The sequence below is a fragment of the Corallococcus sp. AS-1-12 genome, from assembly GCF_020036995.1.
Classification (GTDB): Bacteria; Myxococcota; Myxococcia; order Myxococcales; family Myxococcaceae; genus Corallococcus.
On the sequence record NZ_JAIQDD010000005.1, the window covers coordinates 484,878 to 507,837 of the forward strand.

Below are 22,960 nucleotides of genomic sequence, written 5' to 3' on the forward strand. Positions count from 1 at the left end.
GGCCCCCATGAACCCCACGACCCCGGGCACGCAGCTTGGCCAGCCCAACACCACGGCCATCGTCTTCTTCCTCCTCTTCGTCAGCATCACGCTGGCCATCACGTACTGGGCGGCGCGCAAGACGAAGACGACGTCGGAGTTCTTCGCCGCCGGAGGCGGCATCAGCGCGGGACAGAACGGCTTCGCGCTGGCGGGCGACTTCATGAGCGCCGCCAGCTTCCTGGGCATCGCGGGGCTCGTGGCCACGTCCGGCTTCGACGGGCTCATCTACTCCGTGGGCTGGCTGGTGGGCTGGCCCGTGGTGACCTTCCTCATCGCGGAGCCCCTGCGCAACCTGGGCAAGTACACCTTCGCGGACGTGGTGGCCTACCGCCTGAAGCAGACCCCGGTGCGGCTGTCCGCCGCGGTGGGCACGCTCACCGTGGTCGTCTTCTACCTGATTGCCCAGATGGTGGGCGCGGGCAACCTCATCCGCCTGCTGTTCGGCCTCTCCTATGAGACGGCCGTCGTCATCGTGGGCGCGGTGATGATCCTCTACGTGCTGTTCGGCGGGATGATCGCCACCACGTGGGTGCAAATCGTGAAGGCGGTGCTGCTGCTGGGCGGCGCGACGGCGCTGGCGGTGTCGGTGCTGTGGCGGTTCGGCTTCAGCCCGGCGGCGCTCTTCAGCGAGGCGGTGAACCGCTACGGGCCGGAGGCGCTGGCGCCGGGCAAGCTGGTGTCCAACCCGCTGGAGACCCTCTCGCTGGGGCTGGCGCTGATGTTCGGCACGGCGGGCCTGCCGCACATCCTGATGCGCTTCTACACGGTGCCCAACGCGAAGGCGGCGCGCACCAGCGTGTTCTACGCCACGGGCCTCATCGGCTTCTTCTACCTGGTGACGTTCATCCTGGGCTTCGGCGCGTCCGTGCTGGTGGGGCGTCAGGCCATCGTGAGCGTGGACAAGGGCGGCAACATGGCGGCGCCCATGCTGGCGGAGGTGGTGGGCGGCACGGGCTTCCTGGGCTTCATCTCCGCGGTGTCCTTCGCCACCATCCTCGCGGTGGTGGCGGGCCTGACGCTGTCGGGCGCGGCGGCGCTGTCCCACGACCTGTGGTCCAGCGTGGTGCGCAAGGGACACGCGCCGGAGGCGGAGCAGCTCAAGGTGGCGCGCATCGCCAGCCTGGCGCTGGGCATCCTCGCCATCCTCCTGGGCGTCCTCTTCAAGAACCAGAACGTGGCCTTCATGGTGGGGCTGGCCTTCGCCATCGCGGCGAGCGCGAACTTCCCCGCGCTGCTCCTGTCCATGCTGTGGAGGGGCTTCACCACCCGGGGCGCGGTGGCCAGCATGCTCACCGGTTCCATGAGCGCGGTGCTGCTCATCTTCCTGTCCCCCACGGTGCAGGTGGAGCTCCTGGGCAACGCGACCGCCCTCTTCCCGCTGAAGAACCCGGGCATCGTCACCCTCCCGCTGTCCTTCGTCGTGGGCTGGGTGGTGTCGCTGCTGGCGCCGGAGACGGAGGCCGCGGCGCGGTTCGCGGAGGTGGAGCACCGCATGCACGTGGGCGCCGCGGTGACGCCGCCCCCCGTGACGGTCCCCACGGGCGTGGCGGGCACGCTGCCCCAAAAAGTTTGAAAGCTGCTCGGCGGTCCTTCACGGCATCTTCCTCGGCGTGAAGGACAGGGCGGAACCCGGGAGTTTCCAAAGGGGCTCGGGTTCCGCCTTTCTTTTTCCCCGTGACTACTTCCCGCGCGTGAGCGGGAGCACGTCGTTCACCAGGTGCACGAGCACCTTGCCGGGCTCCTCCTCGTGCACCATGTGCGCGGAGTCCTCGAACCAGACGAGCTTCTTGGACGGCGCCTGGACGGTGGCGAACCACGCGTCCAACAACTGCGCGGACGTGGTGCGGTCGTGCCGGCCATGGAAGAAGACGACGGGCACGGCGAAGCGGTTCTCCTTCGTGAGGTTGAGCTGGGTGATGGGCGCCCAGAAGGCGGCGAGGCTCAGGTCCAGGCCCTCGTCGCGCGCGTCCATGTCCTTGTCGGTGACGTCCGGGCTGTAGCGCCACACCTGCGCGCCGTGCCAGTCCGGCGCGCGCCAGCCGTGGGTCTCATAGTGCATGAGCCAGCGGCGCTCCTTGTGCAGGTTGGCCAGCGTGCGCGCGGGGTCCTTCGGGTCCGGGAACGGGGCGATGGACTCCAGGTCCGCGAGGGCCTTCTTGTTGCCGTCCGCCTTCGCCGCCGCGAGCGTGGCCGCGTAGCCCAGGGCCTCGTTCCTGGGCATGTCCACCCCCTGCCCGATGCCCACGTACGCGTCGAACCAGTCCGGGTGCAGCCGCGCGAGCTTCACGCCCAGCACCGTGCCCCAACTGTGCCCCACGAGCACGATGCGCTTCCTGCCGTACGTCTTGCGCAGGTACGCGGCCACCTCCTCCGCGTCCGCCACCATGCGGTCCACCGTCATCGTGGGCCTCACCGTGTCCGGCGGGTTGAGGGCGTAGGTCCTTCCCGCGCCGCGCTGGTCCCAATGCGCCACGGTGAAGTACTCCTCCCACTCGCCCTGGTAGAAGTACGCGGTGGGGAGCGCGGGACGGTGTCTTTCAGGGTCCGCATGCCCCCTGAACGGACGACCCCTCCCTCCGATTGCCTGGACGTGCGTCAGGGGTGGGTGTGCAACTGCTTCTGGAGCGAGCGCAGCGGCTCCTGGTCCACACGGATGCGTCCTCGGGTGGGGAAGTCCAGGTCCAGCAGGGTGAACGTCACGGCGGTGAGGATGACCACGAACAGGACCCAGGAGAGGAACCCGCGCAGGTGCGCCGCCGGCTGGTAGCCCAGGAGCACGCCGGAGCCGAGCATCCCGACCAGCAGCAGGCCGAAGATGGAGGTCGGGATGAGGTTGTGGGCCGCCGCCAGGCGCTCGTCGCCCACGTCGAACACGTCGTTCATCGCCTGGGTGACGAGGATGAGCACGGGGGCCTCCATCCGTGGCGCCAGCGCCTCCAGCCGCGCCCAGAGCTGTGCCTTGAGCGACTCCGACTCCTGGAGCTTCTTCGCGAAGACGTCCGGTTCATTCGCGGCCTCGTGCCCCTCCAGGCGGAGGTCGGTGTAGCGGCGCATCCAGGCGCGCATCTCGCCGCGCGAGGGCTCCGGAAGGTAACCGAGGCGAAGGTAGAGCGTGCCGATGGCGTTCGACTCCTTCACCACGAGCGAGCGGCGCAGCGAGTACCGCTCCGCGGCCATGGAGAAGGAGAAGCCCAGCAGGAGCGCCACCAGCCCGAGCACCGACGCCTGGAGCGCCGACGCTTCGTCGAGCCCCGGCTTCCGGTGGCTGAGCCGGTAGCCCACCTCCAGGCACAGGAAGAGCAGGCCCATCACCACCAGGACGAGCAGCCGCACGGGGACGGCGTCGAGGATTCGCATCATGCACCGGAGCCGCTCCGCGCCAGGGACAGGGGCCGCCGGAAACGTCGGGCCGGCGACCGTCCCCGCCAAGCCCGCCGCCGGTCCAGGGGACAGGGACGCTGTTGAACGTTCCGCGAGGGATTGCGCCTAAGCTGCGCGGCCTGTGGACCGCCCTTCCGAACAGAGCCCCCCGAGCGGCCTCCGCGCCCGCCTGCACACGGTCATCTTCGAAGCGGACACCCCGGCGGGGAGGGCGTTCGACATCGCCCTGCTGTGGGCCATCGTGTTCAGCGTGGCGGCGGTGATGCTGGAGAGCGTCGCGGAGGTGCGCGCGGTGCATGCCCGCGCGCTGCACATCGCGGAGTGGGTCTTCACGGTGCTCTTCGCGCTGGAGTACGTGCTGCGGCTCATCGCGGTGCGCCAGCCGCTGCACTACGCGCGCAGCTTCTTCGGCATCGTGGACCTGATGGCGCTGTTGCCCTCGTTCCTGAGCGTGCTGCTCCCCGGCGCGCAGACGCTGCTGGTCATCCGCGTGCTGCGCCTCTTGCGCGTCTTCCGCATCCTCAAGCTGGGGCACCTGCTGGGTCAGGCGGAGGTGCTGCTCACGGCGCTGCGCGCGAGCCGCCCGAAGATCATCGTCTTCCTGGGCACGGTCCTGAGCATCGACGTCATCATGGGCGCGGTCATGTACATGGTGGAGGGCGAGGAGCACGGCTTCGACAGCATCCCCCGCTCCATGTACTGGGCCATCGTGACGATGACGACGGTGGGCTTCGGGGACATCACGCCCAAGACGGTGACGGGGCAGTTCCTCGCGTCCATCCTGATGGTGATGGGCTACGGCATCATCGCGGTGCCCACGGGCATCGTGTCGGTGGAGCTCGCCGCCGCCACGCGTCAGCCCGTGAATACCCAGGCGTGTCCGGGCTGTGGCGCACAGGGTCATGACCTGGATGCGGCGTATTGCAAACGCTGCGGCACGGCATTGGACTGGGCCCCCTCGCGGCCCACCGGGTGAATCCGTCTAGGATGGCCCGGCATGGCCCGCGCCATCGACACGCCCGAGCTGGACGAGGAGCTGCTGGTCCACCGGTTCCCCGGCATCGACCGCAAGGCGGTGGGCGCGTTCTACACGCCCGCGCCCATCGTGGAGCGCACGCTGGCGCTCGCGCTGGCGCACCTGGCTGACGGGCCGCTCACGGTGGTGGACCCGGCCTGTGGCGCGGGGGCCTTCCTCGCCGCCGCCGCGAGGCACCGTCCGGACGCGAGGCTGTGCGGCCTGGAGCTGGATGAAGGCGTCGCGCGCTTGTGCCAGGCCCGCGTGCCGGGCGCGGACGTGCGCGTGGGGGACGCGCTGAGGGGCGGGCTGGAGCCGCTGCTCGCGCAGACGCCGGAGGGGCACGCGGAGCTGTGGGTGGGCAACCCGCCCTACAACGGCACGTCCGCCGTGCTGAAGGACGCGGCCTGCTACGCGCGGCTGCGCGCCCTGGTGCCGCTGGAGATGCCGCCGGGCACCAGCCTCCGGGACGACTTCGCGTTCTTCCTGCTCGTGGCCATGAAGCGGCTGACGGCCCGGCCGGGGGTGCTGGCCTTCATCACGCCCGCGAGCCTGCTGGAGTCGTTCATCTACGCGCCGCTGCGCCACGCGCTGCTGCAAGCGCTCCACCTGCGCCAGGTGGTGGACCTGGGCCCGGGCATCTTCACGGGCACGCAGGTGCGCACGTGCATCACGGTGTGGACGTCCCGGTCCGGCGCGGCCGCCGCCGCTCCCCGCTACGAGCGCAAGGGCGTGGGCCAGTGCTTCACGCCCGAGGCGCCCGAGTGGCGGCTCTCCCCCATCGCCCGGGAGGCCGCCGCGCTGGACGCGGACTGGCGGGCTCGGGGGGAGCTGCTCACCACGCTCATCCCGGTGAGCCTGCCCGGGGTGAAGACGCGCTTCGACGAGCTGCTGGTGGACGCGGACCGGGAGCGGCTGCTCGCGCGCCTGGAGGCGTTCCGCGCCGCGACCGGGGACTCGCTGGAGGACTTCGCGCGGGAGCACGGCCTGGAGCCCGCGCTGCTGCCCAAGCTGCGCGCGCTGAAGCTGGGGCCCGCGCTGGAGGTGGACGCAAGCCACGTGCGCCCGTTCTTCCGCTACGGCGGCGCGAGGCACCGGGGCGCGGTGCCTCCGGAGGCGAAGGCGTTCTGCTACCTGGACCGGCGGCTGATTCCGCGCGGGGACCACCGGCTGCGCGGCCCGTATGATCCGCACGAGGAGGCGGTGAAGCTCCTTTTCAACGTGCGCGAGCTGCCCCTGTCCGCGGCGCTGCTGGAGGAGCCCGGCTGCGTGCACGACCACCGCCACGCGCGGTTCGCGCCGCTGTACGTGCCCCAGCGCGTGCGGGACGAAGGCCTGGGCATCACCCGGGGCGCCAGGACCCGCGAGTCCCTGGGCCCGCTGGTGCCGAACCTGTCGCCCCGGGGCAGCGCCTGGGCGGAAGGCCTGGGCGGGCCGGAGGCGGCGTTCCGCGCGGTGATGCGCTTCCTGAACGGGCCGCAGGTGCAGCGCGTCTGGGCGCCCGCGTTCGGGGCGTCCCGCGTGGTGCCGGTGCCGCTGGAGGGCCCGCTGCCGGAGTGATGACTCCCCATCACCGGAGGCATGCGGGAGTGGACATTCCCGAGCGAAGGACGCGGCGGGTGGGTAGTGTCCCGCGCCGCTGGGTCACCCCATCCCTGGAGTCTTCGAGACATGACGATCCGTTCCCTGCTGGTTGCCACCGCCCTCCTCTCCACGCCCGCCCTGGCCCAGGACGCCGGGACGCCGGCCCCCGCGGACGCGGGCGCGAAGCCCGCCGTCAAGAAGGGCGAGAGGGTGAAGGCGATGCTGAAGGACGCCCAGGGCAAGGACGTGGGCGAGGTGACGATGGAGCAGGCGCCCAAGGGCGTGCTGGTGAAGGGCACGCTGATGAACCTGCCCGCGGGCGAGCACGCCTTCCACATCCACGAGACGGGCAAGTGCGAGGCGCCGGACTTCAAGACGGCGGGCGGCCACTTCAACCCGACGAAGAAGCAGCACGGCGCGCTGTCGCCCAAGGGCCAGCACGCCGGTGACCTGCCGAACCTCTACGTCCCCCAGGACGGCAAGGTGCAGTTCGACGTCTTCATCGCCGACCTGAAGCTGAAGTCGCTGCTCGACAAGGACGGCTCCGCCGTCATGGTCCACGCCAAGCTGGACGACTACCGCACCGACCCGACCGGCGACGCCGGTGGCCGCATCGCCTGCGGCGTGGTGGAGAAGGCGGAGTAGTCACCGCCTCACGGCCGATGCCTGCGCGGCAGGCATCGGCCCGCTTCACCAGGACCGGGCGCTACACGTACCCGAACCGCCGCCGCGCGAACCACTCCGCGCCCAAGAGCGCGATGAGCGCCACCAGGTAGTACCAGCGGTCCCACAGCGGCTGGTCCTTCGCGCGCCCCACCTCCACCACCGGCGGATCCAACAGCGGCACGTCCGGCATCCCGTCCTGCGGCAGCTTGTACGCCTTGCCCTCCGTGACGCTGGCGATCTGCTCCATCAGCGCCGGCCGCACCGACGCATCCGACAGCTCCGGGCCCACCGCGCGCACCGCCACCGCGTCCTCGCCCTTGCCCAGGTCCGTCTCGCCCTTCTTCGCGGACGCGAGCAGCTTGTACGGCCCCGGCGCCGGCGGCGCGAACTCCAGCCGCACCACGCCGTCCGCCCCCGCCGCGCCCGTCTGCACCGCCACCGGCTTCTGCGTCGCCACGGAGAACAGCTCCACCCGCACCTGCGCGCCCTCCGCCGGCTGGTAGTCCGCCATCCGCGCCTGCACCACCACGCCCACCGGCCGCCCCGGCTCCACCGACGGAGGATCCGCCGTCACCTTCAGCGTCGTCAGGTCCGGGTCCCTCACCAGCCACCGCAGCGCGTTGCCCCAGAAGCGGTCATACGCCCGGCTCGGGGAGCCGTCCCGATGCGCAGTGAAGGCCCACGACCACGTGGCGTCCGTCGCCACCACCATCGCCCGGCCCCGCCCGTAGTCCCACACCGACACGAGCGGCGCGTTCTTCCCGTCCACCGTCATGAACGGGTGGTCCATCAGCACCGTCGCCCCCGGCCGCGCCCGCGTCAGGTTCGCGCCCGGGATGGGCAGCAGCTCGCCCCACGCGCCCTCCGTGCTCGCCGCGCCCGTGCCAATGGACGTCACCGGATGCCGCAGGCCCTCCGGCGTCAGGCGCGGCTTGAACGGCTCCGCGTTCGCGGGGCCCGCGGCCTCCACCGGCAGCGCCTCCATCAGCGTGGGCATGGACGCGCGCCCTTCGCCCAGCACGCTGTCGCCGCCAATCATCACGAACGCGCCGCCCTCGTGGATGTAGCGCTCCAGGTTGCGCTCGTACTCCGCGATGGACAGCGACGGGTCCGAGTAGCCGAAGTTCTGGAAGATGACGACGTCGAACGTGTGCAGCTTCGTGTCGAAGATCTCCTCCATGGGGAACGGGATGAGCGACAGCTCCCGCTCGTTCGACACGCCCGGGTCGTCCGACAGCGTGCGCAGGATGTAGAACGACACCAGGTCCACGTTCGCGTCCTGCTTGAGCAGCCCGCGCAGGAAGCGCTCGTCCCACGACGGCCGGCCCACCACCAGCAGCACGCGCACGCGGTCGCGAATCACCTTCAGCGTGAACGAGCGGCTGTTGTTGTCGCTCACCGCCTCGTCCGGGAACGTGGGCACCGTCACCGTGTAGACGAACCGCCCCGTCTGGTCCGGCGTGAAGGTGAAGGACACCGGCTTCACGTCGTCGCCCGTGGTCATCTTCACCAGCTTGCTCGCCACCGTCTTGCCCTCCTGGCTCAGGACGACGGGGATGTCCTGCCCGGCGAAGCCGCGGCCGTGGATCTCCACCTCCACCGTCAGCGAGTTGCGCACGAAGGCGAAGTCGTCCACCTTCAGCCCCTCCACGGACAGGTCCTTCAGCGCCTCCTGGCCCACCAGGAACGTGGACACCGGCACGCCCAGGTCCGTGAGCGCGGCTCTCGCCCGGCCCACCACCCCGGCCTTCAGCTCCGCGTTGTCCGCGCCGTCGCTGAACAAGAGCACGCCGGACAGCTTGCGCGCCCCCTGCCCGCCGGACGCCGAGGACCTCAGCGCCGCGAGCAGGTCCGTCGTGCCCGCCCGCGCCGGCTCCTGGGCAAGCTGCGCGGCCGTCACCGGCGTCAGCTCCGGATCCACCCCATACACCTCCACCGTGAAGCGGTCCTGCCAGGACGCGAACGTGGGCGCCGCCTTCTCCAGGAACGCCGCCACCTGCGCGCTGCGCGTGGGCCCGCCCGGCTCCGACGGGAAGTTCATGGACGCCGAGCGGTCCACCAGCACCGCCACCCGGTTCTTCATCCGCGCCACCTGGAGGTGCCGGATGCCCGGCTCCAGCAGGAAGAAGAGCGCCGCCACGCCCGCGCCCAGGCGCAGGCCCCACAGGAGCAGCTTGCGGCCCCGGGACGGCTCGCGGCGCACGCCCCACGCCGCCAGCGCGATGCCCAGCGCCAGCCCCACGCCCAGCAGCACCAGCGCCCAGACGGGCAGCGGCGACAGGCTGACGAGCTTCCACGCGTTGAAGGACGGGGAGTTCATGCGTTCGTTCGCGCGAGGAAACGCCCTCTCAGCGCCGCTTGTTGAGGATGAGGGGCAGGTGCACCGCGTCGTCCTTGTAGTCCAGGCAGAGCGCGTACATGCACAGGTTGATGCCCAGGCGGATGGCCAGCTCCCGCTGCGGCTCGCCGCCCGGGGACACGTCGAACTCGTAGTCGCCGGACTCGCTGCGGCTCCACGCGCCCGCCACGTCGTTCTGCGAGTAGATGACCGCCGCGCGCTTGCCCACGCTCGCCACCAGCGGCAGCGGCTTGTGCAACAGGCGCCCCGGCGCCGCGTCCAGCAGGAAGAAGGACTTGAAGACGACGTGCGTCCCCGGCGCCTCCTTCAGCGGGCTCTGCGGCAGCACGCGCGCCATCTCCCGGCGGAAGCTGGCGTCGAAGCCGTCCCCGTCGCTGCCGTCGTTGGCGTCACCGAACACGAAGCCGCCGTACGTCAGGTAGCGGCGCAGGTTGGACACCTCCGCGTCACTCAGCGGCGGGAAGGCCCCGTCCCCGCCGAAGTAGAGGAACGGGTACTCGAAGAGGTCCGGGCTGTTCAGCGCGAACGGGCGCGCGTCCGGAATCACCTCCACGGACGTGCGCCGCTGCAGCTCCCACGCCAGCCGGCGCAGCCCTGACAGCCGGCCGTCCCAGCGGCCCCCGTGCCGGGCCACGGCGGGGATGAAGCGGCTCTTCTCCCCGAACGCGGCGGCACGCCGGGACAGCAGCGGGACGAGCGCGGACGTGGCGAGCAGGAGGTTTCGACGGGAGAGGGACCGCACAGGCATGGGGACCTGCTTATACCGTCGGCGGGTGCCTGCATTCCCTGGTATAGACGCGCCCCATGGCGAAAGGCGGACAGACGCCCCCGGAGTCCGGCGGACCCGGCCCGGACCCGGGTTCCCCTCCAGGCTCCGAAGACGTGCGCGCCGCCTGGGCCCGCAAGGACGCCGGTGACGTGGCGGGCGCCCGGCGGGACGCCCAGCGCATCCTCGCGGGCAGCCCCTCCCCGGAGGACCGCGAACGCGCGGAAGACCTGCTGCGCGCCACGCGGACGCCCCGCGCCCTCTACGGGTACGCGCTCCTGGGTGCCGTCATCCTGGCGCTGCTGCTGGGGCTCGCCGTGACCCGCTATTCCTGACGGCCACAGCCGCTAGGATGGCGCGCCATGGAAGGCTTCCTCCAGGCGCTCAAGTCGTACCAGACCTTCAACCCCTCCGGCTGGGTGGGCATCTACCGGCTGCTGCCCATGTGGGTGGGCGTCGTGGTCGCGCTCGTGGGGCTGGTGCTCCTGCTCGCGGGCGGCGGCAAGCTGTTCCGCGCCGTGGCGGGCCCGGTGGGCGCGGTGCTGGGCCTGGTGTGGACGGGCGCCGTCACCCAGCGGCTCAACCTGGGGGCGGACCTGGATCCGCGCCTGCCCACGCTGGTGGCCGCGGCGCTGATGGCGCTGGGCTTCCTCTTCCCGCCCGCCATCACCTTCGTGGGCGTGGGCGTGCCGCTGGGGCTGCTCGCGGGGCAGATCGCCGGCCCCAGCGACTTCCTGCTCGGCTTCGGGCCGGGCTTCATCGTGGGTGGCCTGGTGGGCGCCTTCCTCCACCGGCAGGTGAGCGGCATCGTCGCGTCGGTGGTGGGCGCGTGGCTCTGGGTGATTGGCGCGCTCGCGGCGCTGCACCAGTTCGGCGGCGTGGTGGAGGCGGTGGCCAGCCGCCCCTGGGGCGTCATCATCGCCGCGCTCCTCTTCGCCCTGGCGGGCAGCGTCTACCAGTTGGCCGTGCGCCCCACGCCGGAGGAGTCGGATCAACAGAAGGCGGAGAAGCAGCGGCAGAAGCAGCGGCTGGCGGAGCAGCAGGCGCTCGAGAAGCGCTGGGGGGTCAAGTGACCCCTGTCCCGGCAATCCTTTACGCCGGGGGGGCCGGGGCGTAGATTCCGCCGGCTTTCCCCCTCCCCTTCCTCGAGCATCGATGGGCCAGGCCAGCCGCAAGGACAAGGACACGCAGAAGCAGGAAGGGTCGCCCCCGGCGGCCTCCGTCCCGCCGTCCCCGGACGCCCAGCCCGCCGTGCCCCATGAAGGGTGGCGCAAGCCCGCCGGCCTGAGCCGCAAGGGGTGGGCCGTCCTCGCGGGCGCCATCGCCTTCATCCAGCTCCCCCTCATCCACTACGCGCTCTTCCGGGGGCAGGCGGACGTCACCGCCAAGGTGCCCTACGAGCAGCCCTTCAACGACCCGGCCGTCGTCTCGCGCGACTTCTTCTCCACCGGCGCCTACTGGCGCGTGACGAACGGGGAGCTGCTGGGCCCCGCGCCCAAGAACAACCCGCTGTGGCTCCAGGCCGCGCTGCCGGACGACGTGGCGGTGGAGTTCGACGTGCGCCCCGAGTACCCCGAGGGCGACATCCGCGTGGAGCTGTTCGGCAACGGCCGCGACCCGGCCTCCGGCTACGTGCTGGTGCAGGGCGGGTGGAACAACAGCCTGTCCGTCATCGCCCGGAAGGACATCAACGCCCCCGCCCTGGAGGCGCTCCAGCGCAGGGCCGCGCGCGTCGCGGAGAAGGGCGGCGGCCAGGGCGCGGACCTCGTCGCCACCGGCGTCTTCAAGAAGGACACCCGGGTGCGCGTGGAGTCCCGCGTGGGCGCCCCCATCCAGTCCGGCCGCACGTACCACTGGCGCATCGAGCGGCGCGGCAACGTGCTCAAGTGGGCCATCGACGGACAACCGGTCGCGGAGCTGGACGACCCCTTCCCCCTGAAGAGCAGGGGGCAGGACCGGCTGGGGCTGTCCGGCTGGGAGTCGCAGTTGTTCTTCGACAACCTGCGCATCGGCACGCCGGACTCCCTGCCCGCCACCCTGGTGGCGAAGCAGGAGCCCACCCTGCCCCCGGGCCCCTCCGAGGACGACTTCAACCGCGACACCCTGGGTGACGCGTGGAACGTGACGAACCCCGCCGCCGTGAAGCTGGAGGACGGGGCCCTGGTGGTCCAGAACGTGGGCAACCGCCCGGTGTGGCTGAAGAAGCCCATCCCGGAGAACGCCGTCATCGAGTTCGACGCCTGGGGTGACAGCCCGGACGGCGACATGAAGGTGGAGGCGTGGGGAGACGGCCGCTCCTTCTACGCGGGTGACCCGCGCCTGCAGTACACCGCCACCGGCTACGTCTTCATCTTCGGCGGCTGGAAGAACACCCAGTCCATCATCGCGCGCCAGCACGAGCACACCCACGACCGCGCCGTGCGCGACGGCGCCGCGGTGGTGCCCGGCCAGCGCTACCACTTCCGAATCACCCGGCGGGACGGACTCCTGTCGTGGGAAGTGGACGGCAAGCCCTTCCTCACCCTCCAGGACGCGTCCCCGCTCTACGGCCCCCGGAACCAGTACTTCGGGTTCTCCGGCTGGCAGACGCGCGTCCACTTCGACAACCTCAAGATCCAGCCGCTGTAGCCTTCCCCCGGGCGGCGGAGGAAACACCCGTGCGCAGAGTCGGAATCTTCGGCTGGGGCGTGGTCGCCCCGCGTTCCCCCAACATCGAGGCCTTCGCCAGGAACCTCGCGTCATCCGAGACCTGGCTGACCCCCTTCAACGGCTTCGGTCCGGACAACTTCCTCGTCGGCACGCCCGAGTTCGACCTGGCGGTCTACAAGCCGTGGATCGACGCGCGCTTCCCCGCCAACCGCTTCTCCCAGTTGGAGCGGAAGATGGGGCAGCCCACGCAGTACGCCATCGGCGCGTTCATCCAGTCGCTGGCGCAGAACCCGGGCATCGAGAAGGAGCTCCAGGAGCTGGGCACGAAGGCCCACGTCTACGTGGGCACCGGCCTGGGCGACCTGCCCACCATCCAGCACATCTCCCTGGACCTCTACCGCGCCCAGCGCCGGTGGGACCGCTTCTGGGCGTCCCCGGAGCGCAACGGCGCCCTGCGCCAGTGGCGTGAGACGCGCGAGCCCCTGCCCGGCCTGCCCCCGGAGCCCTCCACCATCGAAGAGTTGGAGCGCGACAAGGCGGAGGACGACTGGTGGCACTTCTGGGCCGGCCGCTCGCCGGAGCTGCGCGAGTACCTGGAGGAGCTGCGCGAGATTGAAGCCATTGGCGTGCCCGACGAGGGCGACGTGGAGTCCGCCAAGCTCTCCGTCATCAAGGAGAAGCGCACGCGCAACGGGCGCCTGCAGAAGAAGTGGAACGCGCCCGAGCCGCCGTGGAACGCCGTGTCCTCCAACGTGCTGTGGAACATCCACAACACGCCCGCGTCCCAGGTGTCCATGCTGGGCCAGATCACGGGCATGACGTTCGCGCCGGTGGCCGCGTGCTCGTCCTTCGGCTACGGCCTGAAGCTGGCCATGAACGCCATCCGCCTGGGCGAGGCGAAGGCCGTGGTGCTGGGCATGACGGACGCGGCGCCCAACCCGCTGGTGGTGGGCGGCTTCTACAACGCGCGCGTCATCTCCGCGGACGCCGCCGTGTCCAAGCCCCTCACCGCGCTGCGCGGCACGCACATCGCCGGAGGCGCGGTGGTGTGGGTGGTGGGCGACTACGAGCACTTCACCCAGAAGGGCTTCAAGGCGCTGGGCCTGGAGCCCGTGGCCGTGGGCGTCACCGCGGACGCGGACCACATCATCACCCCGTCCAAGGAAGGCCCCACGCTGGCCATCCGCGACGCGCTGGGCGCCGCCGGCTGTCAGCCCCAGGACGTAGGCACCTGGGACCTGCACGCCACCGCCACCCCGGGCGACTTCCTGGAGGTGCAGAACCTGCGCGACGTGCTGCCGGAGTCCGTCTTGATTACGGCGCGCAAGGGCACCTTCGGCCACGGCATGTCCGCGGGCGGCGGCTGGGAGCTCACCGCGCAGTACCTGGGCGCGGAGGCCGGCAAGGTGTACCCCACGCCGCTCTCCGCCCCGGAGCTCAACAAGCAGATCGCCAAGGTGCACGGCCGCTTCGTCTTCAACAAGGAAGAGGCCGCGCCCCAGGGCTGCTCGGGCAAGCTGTCCATGGGCGTGGGCGGCATCAACGCCTGCGTCATCTCCCGGCCCTGGAAGTAGCCAGGAGGCGCGCCGCGTCCGTGAAGGGCCCTACGGGTACTTCGCGGACGCCTCGGCCTCCAGGGCCGTGGCGCCCTTCGGGTTGAGCTTGCGGAAGAACTCCAGCTCCAGGTCCAGGTCGCGGTAGCTGGCCTTCTGCTCCGGGGCCAGGCCGCTGGCGCTGCGGCCCACGCCGTTGGCGTCCGCCAGGCCGCCGGTGGACGCGCTGCCGGTGCCCTTGTCGGTGGCGTAGCTGACGCCCACGGCCTGCTGCACGCGGTCGGTGCGCAGCGCGCGCAGCACGGCCCGGCCATCCGCCAGGACGACGCCTTCGATGAGGTAGCGCGTGGAGGACGTGGGCCCCAGCGTGCCGCCGCCGGAGTCCAGCCACTCCGTCTCCAGCACGAACTGGTTGGGCAGCTCGCGCCACGAATAGCCGCGCTCATCCATGATGGCCTTCACCTCCGGCCACAACTGCGCCAGCGGCTGCTCGTAGGCGGCGGTGGCCGCGCGGTCTCGGATGTAGTTGTCGCGCTGGTGGCCGGCGCAGCCGGTGACGAGGACGGCGGACACGGCCAGGGCCCACAACGGGGCCGCGCGAAGCAGGTGACGCATGGGGAGGACCTCCCGGACGGGGAGCAGCGGGGTGTGGAGGCCGCCATCCTAGCGCGCCCCTCCCCTGCCCCGCCCTCCCACACCCGCCCCAGCGTCAGCCCTTGGGCACCGCCACCATGTCGAAGTCCGGGATGCGTTCGCGCATGAACTCGCGCATCCGGTTGATGAGGGCCGCTTCAATCTGCCGGGCGCGCTCACGGCTGACGCCGTACTTGTCGCCGATGTCCTGGAGCGTGAGCGGCTCGTCCGCGGTGAGGCGGTGCTCGAAGATGTAGCGCTCCTTGCCCTCCAGCGTCTGGGCGAAGGCGGCCAGGTTCTCCCGGAAGAGGGCCTTGAGCTCCTCGGCGCCCAGGCGCTCGTCGGCGGGCACCGCGCCGGACGGCAGGTAGCGGTCCGCCCGGGTGGCGCGCGAGTCCTCGTCGCTGCCCAGCGGCGCGTCGATGGACACCTCGTCGTGCCCCAGCCGCTGGTCCATCTCCACCACGTCCTGCTCGGAGACGTTGAGCCGCTCCGCCAGCAGGCGCGGGCTGGCCTCGAAGCCCTGGGCGACCAGCTTCTCCTGCTCCTGGCGCAGCTTGAAGAAGAGCTTCCGCTGGGCCTCCGTGGTCCCCAGCTTCACCATCTTCCAGTTGTCCATGATGTAGCGAAGGATGTACGCGCGGATCCACCAGGCGGCGTAGGAGCTCAGCTTCACGCCCCGGTCCGGGTCGTACTTCTTCACCGCCTGCATCAGCCCGATGTTGCCCTCCTGCACCAGGTCCAGCAGGGACAGGGGGTTGCGGTGGTACTCGTGGGCCAGTTTCACCACGAGTCTCAGGTTGGAGGCCACCAGGCGGTAGGCCGCCCGCACGTCCCCCGTGGACTGGTACTCCTTGGCCAGCCGGTGCTCCTCCTCCCGGGTGAGCAGGGGGTGCTTCGTCACCTCGGCCATGTAGGCCTGGAGGGGGTCCCGGTTGGTGAGGGCGCTGGTGCTCTCCGCGCGCACCAGGGCCGCGGGCCGGGCGGCGGGGGTGGGGACCTCCTCGATTTCCGCCTCGGCCTCGTTCAGCTCCGCCAGGTCCGGCTCCAGGGCGTCCGGGTCCTGGGCGGCCTCCTCCACCTCCTCCTCCGGGGCTTCCGGGGCCTCAGGCGCGGATTCCCGGGCCTTCCCCGGCCGGGCGGAGGCCGCGGGGCGCTTCGCGCGGGGCCGGGGGGCGGCCGGACCATTGGTTCTCTTCCTCCCATTCGCCATGCGCGCTCCATACCCCAAAGTGCCGCGATTGTTGCCAGAGGGTAATGCAGGGGCTATGCCCATGCCCGATGAGCGACATCCAAGAGCCCACGCCGGGAGCCCCGGCGCCTGACGAAGCCTCGACGCGTCCCGCCGAATACATCGCGGACGTCAGCTTCGACGAAATGAACCTCTCCGAGCCCCTCCGCCGTGCACTGGCGGAGCGCGGCTACACCAGTCCCACCCCCGTCCAGGCCAAGGCCTTCGGTCCCGCGATGGCGGGCAAGGACCTCATCGTCCGCAGCAAGACGGGCACGGGCAAGACGGCCGCCTTCGGCCTGCCCCTGCTGGAGAAGATCCCCGCGGACGAGAAGCGCGTGCGCGCCCTCATCCTCTGCCCCACGCGCGAACTGGCGCTCCAGGTGGCGGAGGAGCTCACCACCCTGGCCAAGTACAAGGGCGTGAAGGTGGCGGCCATCTACGGCGGCGCCTCCATGAAGCAGCAGGAGGACGCGCTGGAAGAGGGCACGCCCATCATCGTGGGCACCCCGGGCCGCGTCTTCGACCACATCAACCGCGGCAACCTCAAGCTGGACGGCTGCGACCACGCGGTGCTGGACGAAGCCGACGAGATGTTGAACCAGGGCTTCTACGAGGAGGTCACGCGCATCCTCGACCGCCTCCCGAAGACGCGCCAGGTGCTGCTCTTCAGCGCCACCGTCCCCACGGACATCCAGAACCTCATCGCGCGCTACACGACGAACGCGGAGACGCTGCTCTTGTCCGGCGACGTCTTCACGGTGGAGCACATCCACCACATCCGCTACGACGTGTCGGATCAGTTCCCCAAGCCGCGCAACCTCATCTACGTGCTGGAGAAGGAGGAGCCCTCCAACGCCATCATCTTCTGCAACACGCGGGATGACACGGCGCTGGTGACCGCGGTGCTCAACCGCAACGGCTTCGACGCGGAGCTGCTCAACGGAGACCTGCCGCAGAAGGAGCGCGAGCGGGTGATGGGCAAGGTGAAGCGCGGCGAGGTGGCCTTCATGGTCGCCACGGACATCGCGGCGCGCGGCATCGACATCTCCGGGCTGGAGTACGTCATCAACTACTCCCTGCCGGAGGACCCCGCCGTCTACCTGCACCGCGTGGGCCGCACGGGCCGCATCGGCAACAAGGGCACGGCCATCAACCTCTTCTCCGGGCGCGAGCTGGCGACGTTCACCGTGCTGGAGAAGAAGTTCGGCATCAAGTTCGAGATGCGCGAGATGCCCGCCCCCGAGGAGGCGATGCACCTGTGGACCGAGCGCCACGTGCGCGAGCTGCGCGAGGGCATGGGGTCCAGCATCTTCGAGGGCTTCCTGCCCCTGGCCTCGCAGCTCAAGCAGCGCCCGGACGCGGACGACCTCATCGCCTTCCTCATCAAGTACTACTTCAGCCGCCTGCGCATGGAGAAGGCCCAGGCCGCCGGTGAGACGGAGAAGCGCGAGCCGGTGCCGGAGCGCAAGCCCGTGGAGCGCCGGGGCAAGGACCGCGAGCGCGACCGGGAGCGTCCCCGCCGCGAGGAGCGGGGCGAGCGCGCCGAGCGTCCGCGCCGCGACGAGCACCCGGATCGCGAGCGCCGTCCGCGCCGCGACGAGCGCCGTGAGGAGCGGGGCGAGCGCCGGGGTGCCGGCTCCGCCGCGCTGGAGGCGGGCCCGGGCGAGACGAAGCTCTGGGTGAACCTGGGCACCGCGGACGGCCTGGGGCCGGGCAGCATCGCCACGGCCATGGAGGAGGCGGGCGCGCCGGTGGGCAAGCTGGTGCGCGCGGAGCTGCGCCCCACGTTCGCGTACGTCTTCGTGGCGGAGGACGACTCCGCGGGCTTCGAGGCGCTCAACGGCAAGCAGCACGGCGGCAAGACGCTGCGCGTGGAGAAGAGCAAGCCGCGCAGCGAGCGCGACACCCCCAGCACCCGCCCGCCCCCGTCCCCGGACGCGGGCCCCGGCGAGGTGAAGCTCTGGGTGAACCTGGGCGCGGACGACGGCATGGACGAGGCGAAGCTGCCCGCCGCGCTGGAGGCCCTGGGCGCCCCCGCGGGCAAGGTCATCAAGGCCCTCACCCGCCCCACCTACGGCTACGTCTACGTGCCGGAAGGTGACGCCGCGGGCTTCGAGTCGCTCAACGGCAAGGCGCACAACGACAAGCCGCTGAAGCTGGAGCGGCACCGTCCGCGCGGCCAGCGTGAGGAGCGCCGCCCCCGTCACGAGGCGCTGCCGGACCTGCCCGGCCAGGCGCGGCTGTGGGTGGGCCTGGGCCGCCAGGAGGGCCTGGACGAGGCGGGCGTCACCGCCGCGCTGGAGGCCGCGGGCGCTCCGGCGGGCAAGGTGCTGCGCACCGACCTGCGCCCCACGTACGCGTACGTCTTCGTCGCGGAGGAGGACGTGGCGGGCTTCGAGGCCACCCACGGCAAGCCCCACGGCGAGGGCAAGACGCTCAAGGTGGAGCGCGCCAAGCGCAAGTAGTGCTTCCGCGCCTTGGGGGGCTCAGGGCTCCCTCAAGGCCCTGGAGCCGCCTTCTTCCTGCGGGCCCGGTGGTAGTGCGCCACGCACAGCCCCCGGGCCAGCACGGGCCGGCCGCACTCCGGTGAAGCGCAGGCCGCGCGGGCCTCCTTCGCCGGAGGCACCGGAGCGCCCGGCCCGCCGCTGAACATCGCCTCCGCCACGGCCAGCAGGCGGTCCACGTCGTCCCGCCCCAGCTTCCGCAGCCGCACCCACTCCACCAGCCGATGAGCCCCCGCGTCCTCCGCGTCCTCCAGCCGGAACAGCTCCCACAGCGGCAGCTCCAGCGCGGCCGCGACCTGGAGGAGCGTGTCGTAGCTGGGGTTGCGCTCGCCGCGCTCCAGCAGGGACACGAAGCTCACGGAGATGTCACACCGGGCGGCGAAGTCCTCCTGGGTGAGGCCCCGGCGCTCGCGCAACGTGCGGATCCGCCGCGCCAGTCCCTGCAGGGACGAACCGGCGTCGCTGTCGTCCGGGGAGTGGGGGCGCATGGACGCTCCATCGTAGCGCACCGCTTCTGTTAAGGTTTTCCGTCTGTCCCCAGGAGTGAAGCCCACCATGAACGCCGTCGACGGCACCAACTACTACTTCCGCAAGGCCGCGCGGGTGATGGACGTGGGCACGCCCATCGAAACGCTCCTGGCCACGCCCCTGCGCGAGGTGAAGGTGCAGGTGTCCATCGAGATGGACTCCGGTGAAATCCGCACGTTCCTGGGCTACCGCATCCAGCACGACAACAGCCGCGGCCCCATGAAGGGCGGCCTGCGCTACCACCCCGCCCTGGACCAGGACGAGTGCGTGTCGCTCGCGTCGCTGATGACGTGGAAGACGGCCGTGGTGAACGTACCCTACGGCGGCGCCAAGGGCGGCGTGGCGTGCGACCCGTCGCAGATGAGCCTCAAGGAAGTGGAGCGGCTCACGCGCAAGTTCGTGGATCAGATTCAGGACGTCATCGGGCCCACGCGGGACATCCCCGCGCCGGACGTCAACACCAACCCCCAGGTGATGGCCTGGGTGATGGACCAGTACTCGCGCTACCACGGGCACTCCCCGGCGGTGGTGACGGGCAAGCCCCTGGAGCTGTACGGCTCCAAGGGCCGCGAGGCCGCCACCGGGCGCGGCCTGCTCTACGTGTGCCGGGAAATCCTGCGCGACCTGGGCATGCCGGTGAAGGGCACGCGCTTCGCCATCCAGGGCTTCGGCAACGTGGGCAGCCACATCGCGCAGCTCATCTGGGGTGACGGAGGCGTGGTGGTGGCCGCGTCCGACGTGCTGGGCGGCATGTACAACCCCATGGGCCTGGACGTGCCGTCCCTCTTCGAGCACGTGAAGCGCACCGGCACCGTCACGGGCTTCTCCGGCGGCACGCCGTGCACCAACGAGGACGTGCTCGCGGCGGACTGTGAAGTCCTCATCCCCGCCGCCCTGGGCCACGTGCTCACCCGCGACAACGCCAACAGCGTGCGCGCGCGCCTGGTGGTGGAGGGCGCCAACGGCCCCACCCAGCCGGAGGCGGACGACATCCTGGAGAAGCGCGGCATCTTCGTGGTGCCGGACATCCTGGCCAGCGCGGGCGGAGTGACGGTGAGCTACCTGGAGTGGGTGCAGAACCTCCAGCACGTCTCCTGGGAGGAGGACCGCGTCAACGCGGAGCTGGAGAAGACGATGAAGGAGGCCTACGACCGGGTGGCGCAGATTGCACGGTCTCGTAAGGTTTCCATGCGGACGGCCGCCTACATCCTGGCCATTGGCCGGGTGGGCAAGGCCACGGTGCTGCGCGGCATCTGACGCACCCCGCCGCGCACGCGGGCAGGCAGGCGTGGAGCTCCGGGCCGCTTCCGTGCGGGCCGCGCTTCCGCTAGACGCCCGGCCATGATGGTCACCCTGCAGGACATCCAGGCGGCGCGCGAGCGGATCCGCCCCGCGCTGCGCCCCACGCCGTGCCCCGCGTCGGACTACTTCACGGAGAAGACCGACTGCGCGGTGGTGTACTTCAAGCTGGAGAACCTCCAGCGCACCGGCGCCTTCAAGGAGCGCGGCGCGCTCAACAAGCTGCTGACGCTGTCGGAGGAGGAGAAGCGCCGCGGCGTCATCGCTGCCTCCGCCGGCAACCACGCGCAGGGCGTGGCGTACCACGCGCGCCGGCTGGGCATCCGCGCCACCATCGTGATGCCGGAGCGCACGCCGCTCATCAAGGTCACGCGCACGCGGGATGACTACGGCGCGCGCGTGGTGCTCAAGGGCGCCAACTACGACGAGGCCTACGCGGAGGCCCGGCGCATCCAGGCCGCCGAGGACCTGGTCTTCGTGCACCCCTTCGACGACCCGCACGTCATCGCGGGCCAGGGCACCATCGCGCTGGAGCTGCTGGAGCAGTGCCCGGACCTGGAGCTGGTGGTGGTGCCGGTGGGCGGCGGCGGGCTCATCTCCGGCATCGCCGTGGCGCTGAAGGCAACGAACCCGCGCATCCAGGTGGTGGGCGTGCAGGCCTCCACCATCGCCAGCATGAAGGCGTCGCTGGATGCGGGGAAGCGCACGGAGCTGACGAACGCGGGCACCACCATCGCGGACGGCATCGCGGTGAAGGTGCCGGGGGAGCTCACCTTCGAGCACGTGAAGAAGTACGTGGACGCGGTGGTGACGGTGGACGAGGAGGAGATCGCCGCCGCCATCCTGATGATGCTGGAGCAGGAGAAGTCGGTGGCGGAGGGCGCGGGCGCGGCGGGGCTGGCGGCGCTCGTCAACGGCCGGATTCCCCAGGCGAAGGGCAAGCGCGTCGCCATCATCGTGGGCGGCGGCAACATCGACATGAACGTCATCAGCCGCATCATCGAGCGGGGCCTCGTGAAGGCGGGCCGCCTGGTGCAGTTGGAGGTGCGGCTGCCGGACCGGCCCGGCGTGCTCGCGCGGCTCACCACGCAGATCGCCGAGATGCGCGCCAACGTGGTGGACCTGCACCACGACCGCGCCTTCTCCAAGGCGGGCCTGGGCGAGGCCACGGTGGAGGTGATGCTGGAGACCACCGGGCACGCGCACATCCAGGAGCTGATGGCGGCGCTGGAGGCCCAGGGCTGGCAGGTCGCCCGGACGTAGGGCGGGGAGGCTTGCGCGGGCGCTCGGGGCTTCGGCGATACTCCGGAAACCCATGAACACGCCCCTCATCGCCCTGCTGCTCCTCGCCGCCGCTCCTCCCGCGCAGAAGGCGAAGGAGCTGGCCGCCCACAAGGAGTGGGAGGAGCTGTACCTCGCGTTCGCCGCCGCGGATCCGGCCTCCTATCCGGAGGCGCAGCGGCCGTCCGTTGCGGCCCCGCTGCTCAAGGGCTGCGAGGCGCTGCTCGCGGAGGACGCGGTGATGGCGTACTCGCTGGGCGAGCGCGCAGTGGCCTTCCAGGAGACGGCGGGTGGCCTGCGCTGCCTGGCGAGGTCCGCGCTGAAGACGGATCAGCGGGCCGCCGCGGAGGAGGCGCTGAAGAAGGGCCTGGCCACCTTCCCCAAGGACGGCGCGTTCGCGCTGGAGCTGGGGAAGTTGCAGTTGCAGGACAAGGACTCGGCGGGGGCGCTGACCACGCTGCAGCAGGTGCCCGCGAAGTCGAAGGAGGCCGCGGAGGCGAAGAAGCTGATGCAGCAGGCGCGCGCCCAGGTGTCGGAGGAAGGGGCCGCGCGGCGCGAGGCGGAGCGCCTGGAGCTGCGGATGAACGGCGAGCCGGGCCCGGGGGACACGCGCCAGGCGAAGGGCTCGGGGGGCGGGAACGTCCAGACCGCGAGCCTGAGCTACGAGTCCGGCGTGGGCAAGGACGGCATGCGCGTGCGCCAGAACAGCCGCTTCGCCATCCGCTACTTCAACAGCGACCGGGACTTCGGCCAGCGCGCGGAGTACGAGGGCAAGGTCGTGTCCGCGCTGGACGAGGCCTATGAGTTCACCCAGCGCACGCTGGGGCGGGCCCGCGAGCGGCAGTTGAACGTCGTGCTCTACACGCGCGACGAGTTCGCCACGCACATGGGCGCCCGGTACGCGGCCGCGGTGGCCGGCCTGTACTCCGAGGACGCCATCCGCATGAACGACGCGGCGGAGCTGACGCAGGCGACGAAGGCCACGCTGGTCCACGAGTACGTGCACGCGGCGGTGGACGAAATCTCCCCGCGCGGCGGCGGCGCCCTGCCCCGCTGGTTCAACGAGGGCCTGGCCGAGTACATCGAGTGGCGCTACCTGGGGCTGGACGGCCCCCCGCGCTACCTGCGCGAGGTGATGAAGGGCCAGGCGAAGCAGGGGCGGCTGCCGAAGCTGTCGGACATGGACTCGCAGGCGCCCATCTCCATGTCCCAGCCGGAAGTCGCCTATGGGACGTCCGCCATGGCGGTGCGGGAGCTGGTGCGGCTGGGGGGGCAGGAGAAGCTCCTGGACTTCATCCAGAAGGCAGGTCAGGCCGACTCCTTCCAGGAGGCCCTGAAGGCCACCTACGAGAAGGACTTCGCCGGCCTGGACCAGGCGGTGCGTGCCGCCCTCTCGGGGAGGTAGCGGCCGGTCGGGCGTGGCGGATTGGTTTACCCCCTGGCGGGAGTCCCCTACACTCGCGGGC

Annotated in this window: 19 protein-coding genes; 12 read left to right on the forward strand and 7 right to left on the reverse strand. The window is 71.2% G+C overall.

What is annotated here, in order from left to right; genetic code table 11:
• Nucleotides 1–7 precede the first annotated feature (7 nt).
• Nucleotides 8–1,615 (forward strand): sodium/solute symporter, encoded by a 1,608-nt coding sequence (locus tag K8556_RS11600; RefSeq protein ID WP_223740097.1) that lies wholly within the window; start codon nt 8–10, stop codon nt 1,613–1,615.
• Nucleotides 1,616–1,720: 105 nt separating this feature from the next.
• Here the strand turns inward: K8556_RS11600 and K8556_RS11605 are convergent, their stop codons facing one another.
• A complete protein-coding gene (locus K8556_RS11605) occupies nt 1,721–2,515 on the reverse strand; it encodes an alpha/beta fold hydrolase (protein ID WP_223740098.1) in 795 nt (264 codons plus the stop codon).
• Between the two features lie 122 nt (nt 2,516–2,637).
• Nucleotides 2,638–3,402, reverse strand: coding sequence for a hypothetical protein (locus K8556_RS11610; RefSeq protein ID WP_223740099.1), 765 nt, complete (start codon nt 3,400–3,402; stop codon nt 2,638–2,640).
• 142 nt (nt 3,403–3,544) lie between these two features.
• Between K8556_RS11610 and K8556_RS11615 the strand changes: the two genes are divergently transcribed.
• The 3 genes from K8556_RS11615 (at nt 3,545) to K8556_RS11625 (ending at nt 6,667) form a co-directional block, all read left to right on the forward strand.
• Nucleotides 3,545–4,399: an ion transporter gene (locus K8556_RS11615; RefSeq protein ID WP_223740100.1), complete on the forward strand. Its 855-nt coding sequence runs from the start codon at nt 3,545–3,547 to the stop codon at nt 4,397–4,399.
• 21 nt (nt 4,400–4,420) lie between these two features.
• Nucleotides 4,421–5,998: an N-6 DNA methylase gene (locus K8556_RS11620; RefSeq protein WP_223740101.1), complete on the forward strand. Its 1,578-nt coding sequence runs from the start codon at nt 4,421–4,423 to the stop codon at nt 5,996–5,998.
• Between the two features lie 111 nt (nt 5,999–6,109).
• A complete protein-coding gene (locus tag K8556_RS11625; protein WP_223740102.1) occupies nt 6,110–6,667 on the forward strand; it encodes a superoxide dismutase family protein in 558 nt (185 codons plus the stop codon).
• A gap of 61 nt (nt 6,668–6,728) precedes the next feature.
• On the opposite strand, the gene K8556_RS11630 is transcribed toward K8556_RS11625, so the two are convergent.
• Entirely contained in the window at nt 6,729–9,008 is a 2,280-nt protein-coding gene (locus K8556_RS11630; protein WP_223740103.1) for a glutamine amidotransferase, read from the reverse strand.
• 28 nt (nt 9,009–9,036) lie between these two features.
• Nucleotides 9,037–9,795 (reverse strand): DUF4159 domain-containing protein, encoded by a 759-nt coding sequence (locus tag K8556_RS11635; protein ID WP_223740104.1) that lies wholly within the window; start codon nt 9,793–9,795, stop codon nt 9,037–9,039.
• A 56-nt stretch (nt 9,796–9,851) separates the two neighbouring features.
• On the opposite strand from K8556_RS11635, the gene K8556_RS11640 reads away from it, so the two are divergent.
• The 4 genes from K8556_RS11640 to K8556_RS11655 all read left to right on the forward strand — a co-directional run bounded on the left by K8556_RS11640 (nt 9,852) and on the right by K8556_RS11655 (nt 14,036).
• Nucleotides 9,852–10,148 (forward strand): molecular chaperone DnaJ, encoded by a 297-nt coding sequence (locus K8556_RS11640; protein WP_223740105.1) that lies wholly within the window; start codon nt 9,852–9,854, stop codon nt 10,146–10,148.
• A gap of 27 nt (nt 10,149–10,175) precedes the next feature.
• Nucleotides 10,176–10,886, forward strand: a complete 711-nt coding sequence (locus K8556_RS11645) for a hypothetical protein (RefSeq protein ID WP_223740106.1) — start codon at nt 10,176–10,178, stop codon at nt 10,884–10,886.
• A gap of 82 nt (nt 10,887–10,968) precedes the next feature.
• Complete coding sequence (locus K8556_RS11650; protein WP_223740107.1) at nt 10,969–12,441, forward strand: hypothetical protein; 1,473 nt, start codon at nt 10,969–10,971, stop codon at nt 12,439–12,441.
• A gap of 29 nt (nt 12,442–12,470) precedes the next feature.
• Nucleotides 12,471–14,036: a beta-ketoacyl synthase N-terminal-like domain-containing protein gene (locus K8556_RS11655; RefSeq protein ID WP_223740108.1), complete on the forward strand. Its 1,566-nt coding sequence runs from the start codon at nt 12,471–12,473 to the stop codon at nt 14,034–14,036.
• 30 nt (nt 14,037–14,066) lie between these two features.
• Here the strand turns inward: K8556_RS11655 and K8556_RS11660 are convergent, their stop codons facing one another.
• Together K8556_RS11660 and K8556_RS11665 are read right to left on the reverse strand one after the other, a co-directional pair.
• The gene (locus tag K8556_RS11660) at nt 14,067–14,630 is read right to left on the reverse strand and encodes a hypothetical protein (protein WP_223740109.1); all 564 of its coding nucleotides are present in this window, start codon (nt 14,628–14,630) and stop codon (nt 14,067–14,069) included.
• 94 nt (nt 14,631–14,724) lie between these two features.
• Complete coding sequence (locus K8556_RS11665; RefSeq protein WP_223740110.1) at nt 14,725–15,861, reverse strand: RNA polymerase sigma factor RpoD/SigA; 1,137 nt, start codon at nt 15,859–15,861, stop codon at nt 14,725–14,727.
• A 68-nt stretch (nt 15,862–15,929) separates the two neighbouring features.
• On the opposite strand from K8556_RS11665, the gene K8556_RS11670 reads away from it, so the two are divergent.
• Nucleotides 15,930–18,347: a DEAD/DEAH box helicase gene (locus K8556_RS11670; RefSeq protein ID WP_223740111.1), complete on the forward strand. Its 2,418-nt coding sequence runs from the start codon at nt 15,930–15,932 to the stop codon at nt 18,345–18,347.
• A gap of 32 nt (nt 18,348–18,379) precedes the next feature.
• Here the strand turns inward: K8556_RS11670 and K8556_RS11675 are convergent, their stop codons facing one another.
• Nucleotides 18,380–18,874 (reverse strand): helix-turn-helix domain-containing protein, encoded by a 495-nt coding sequence (locus K8556_RS11675; RefSeq protein ID WP_223740112.1) that lies wholly within the window; start codon nt 18,872–18,874, stop codon nt 18,380–18,382.
• Between the two features lie 67 nt (nt 18,875–18,941).
• Between K8556_RS11675 and K8556_RS11680 the strand changes: the two genes are divergently transcribed.
• From K8556_RS11680 to K8556_RS11690, 3 genes are all read left to right on the forward strand, one after another.
• Entirely contained in the window at nt 18,942–20,171 is a 1,230-nt protein-coding gene (locus K8556_RS11680) for a Glu/Leu/Phe/Val dehydrogenase (RefSeq protein WP_223740113.1), read from the forward strand.
• Between the two features lie 87 nt (nt 20,172–20,258).
• Nucleotides 20,259–21,476 (forward strand): threonine ammonia-lyase, encoded by a 1,218-nt coding sequence (locus K8556_RS11685; protein ID WP_223740144.1) that lies wholly within the window; start codon nt 20,259–20,261, stop codon nt 21,474–21,476.
• A gap of 52 nt (nt 21,477–21,528) precedes the next feature.
• Nucleotides 21,529–22,899, forward strand: a complete 1,371-nt coding sequence (locus tag K8556_RS11690; protein ID WP_223740114.1) for a tetratricopeptide repeat protein — start codon at nt 21,529–21,531, stop codon at nt 22,897–22,899.
• Nucleotides 22,900–22,960 lie beyond the last annotated feature (61 nt).

Coding starts and splice junctions, on each gene's coding strand:
- K8556_RS11680 (WP_223740113.1), top strand. CDS start 18,942: ATGAACGCCGTCGACGGCACCAACTACTACTTCCGCAAGGCCGCGCGG.
- K8556_RS11690 (WP_223740114.1), top strand. CDS start 21,529: ATGAACACGCCCCTCATCGCCCTGCTGCTCCTCGCCGCCGCTCCTCCC.
- K8556_RS11685 (WP_223740144.1), top strand. CDS start 20,259: ATGGTCACCCTGCAGGACATCCAGGCGGCGCGCGAGCGGATCCGCCCC.
- K8556_RS11650 (WP_223740107.1), top strand. CDS start 10,969: ATGGGCCAGGCCAGCCGCAAGGACAAGGACACGCAGAAGCAGGAAGGG.
- K8556_RS11620 (WP_223740101.1), top strand. CDS start 4,421: ATGGCCCGCGCCATCGACACGCCCGAGCTGGACGAGGAGCTGCTGGTC.
- K8556_RS11670 (WP_223740111.1), top strand. CDS start 15,930: ATGAGCGACATCCAAGAGCCCACGCCGGGAGCCCCGGCGCCTGACGAA.
- K8556_RS11610 (WP_223740099.1), bottom strand. CDS start 3,402: ATGATGCGAATCCTCGACGCCGTCCCCGTGCGGCTGCTCGTCCTGGTG.
- K8556_RS11665 (WP_223740110.1), bottom strand. CDS start 15,861: ATGGCGAATGGGAGGAAGAGAACCAATGGTCCGGCCGCCCCCCGGCCC.
- K8556_RS11640 (WP_223740105.1), top strand. CDS start 9,852: ATGGCGAAAGGCGGACAGACGCCCCCGGAGTCCGGCGGACCCGGCCCG.
- K8556_RS11625 (WP_223740102.1), top strand. CDS start 6,110: ATGACGATCCGTTCCCTGCTGGTTGCCACCGCCCTCCTCTCCACGCCC.
- K8556_RS11600 (WP_223740097.1), top strand. CDS start 8: ATGAACCCCACGACCCCGGGCACGCAGCTTGGCCAGCCCAACACCACG.
- K8556_RS11630 (WP_223740103.1), bottom strand. CDS start 9,008: ATGAACTCCCCGTCCTTCAACGCGTGGAAGCTCGTCAGCCTGTCGCCG.
- K8556_RS11645 (WP_223740106.1), top strand. CDS start 10,176: ATGGAAGGCTTCCTCCAGGCGCTCAAGTCGTACCAGACCTTCAACCCC.
- K8556_RS11660 (WP_223740109.1), bottom strand. CDS start 14,630: ATGCGTCACCTGCTTCGCGCGGCCCCGTTGTGGGCCCTGGCCGTGTCC.
- K8556_RS11635 (WP_223740104.1), bottom strand. CDS start 9,795: ATGCCTGTGCGGTCCCTCTCCCGTCGAAACCTCCTGCTCGCCACGTCC.
- K8556_RS11675 (WP_223740112.1), bottom strand. CDS start 18,874: ATGCGCCCCCACTCCCCGGACGACAGCGACGCCGGTTCGTCCCTGCAG.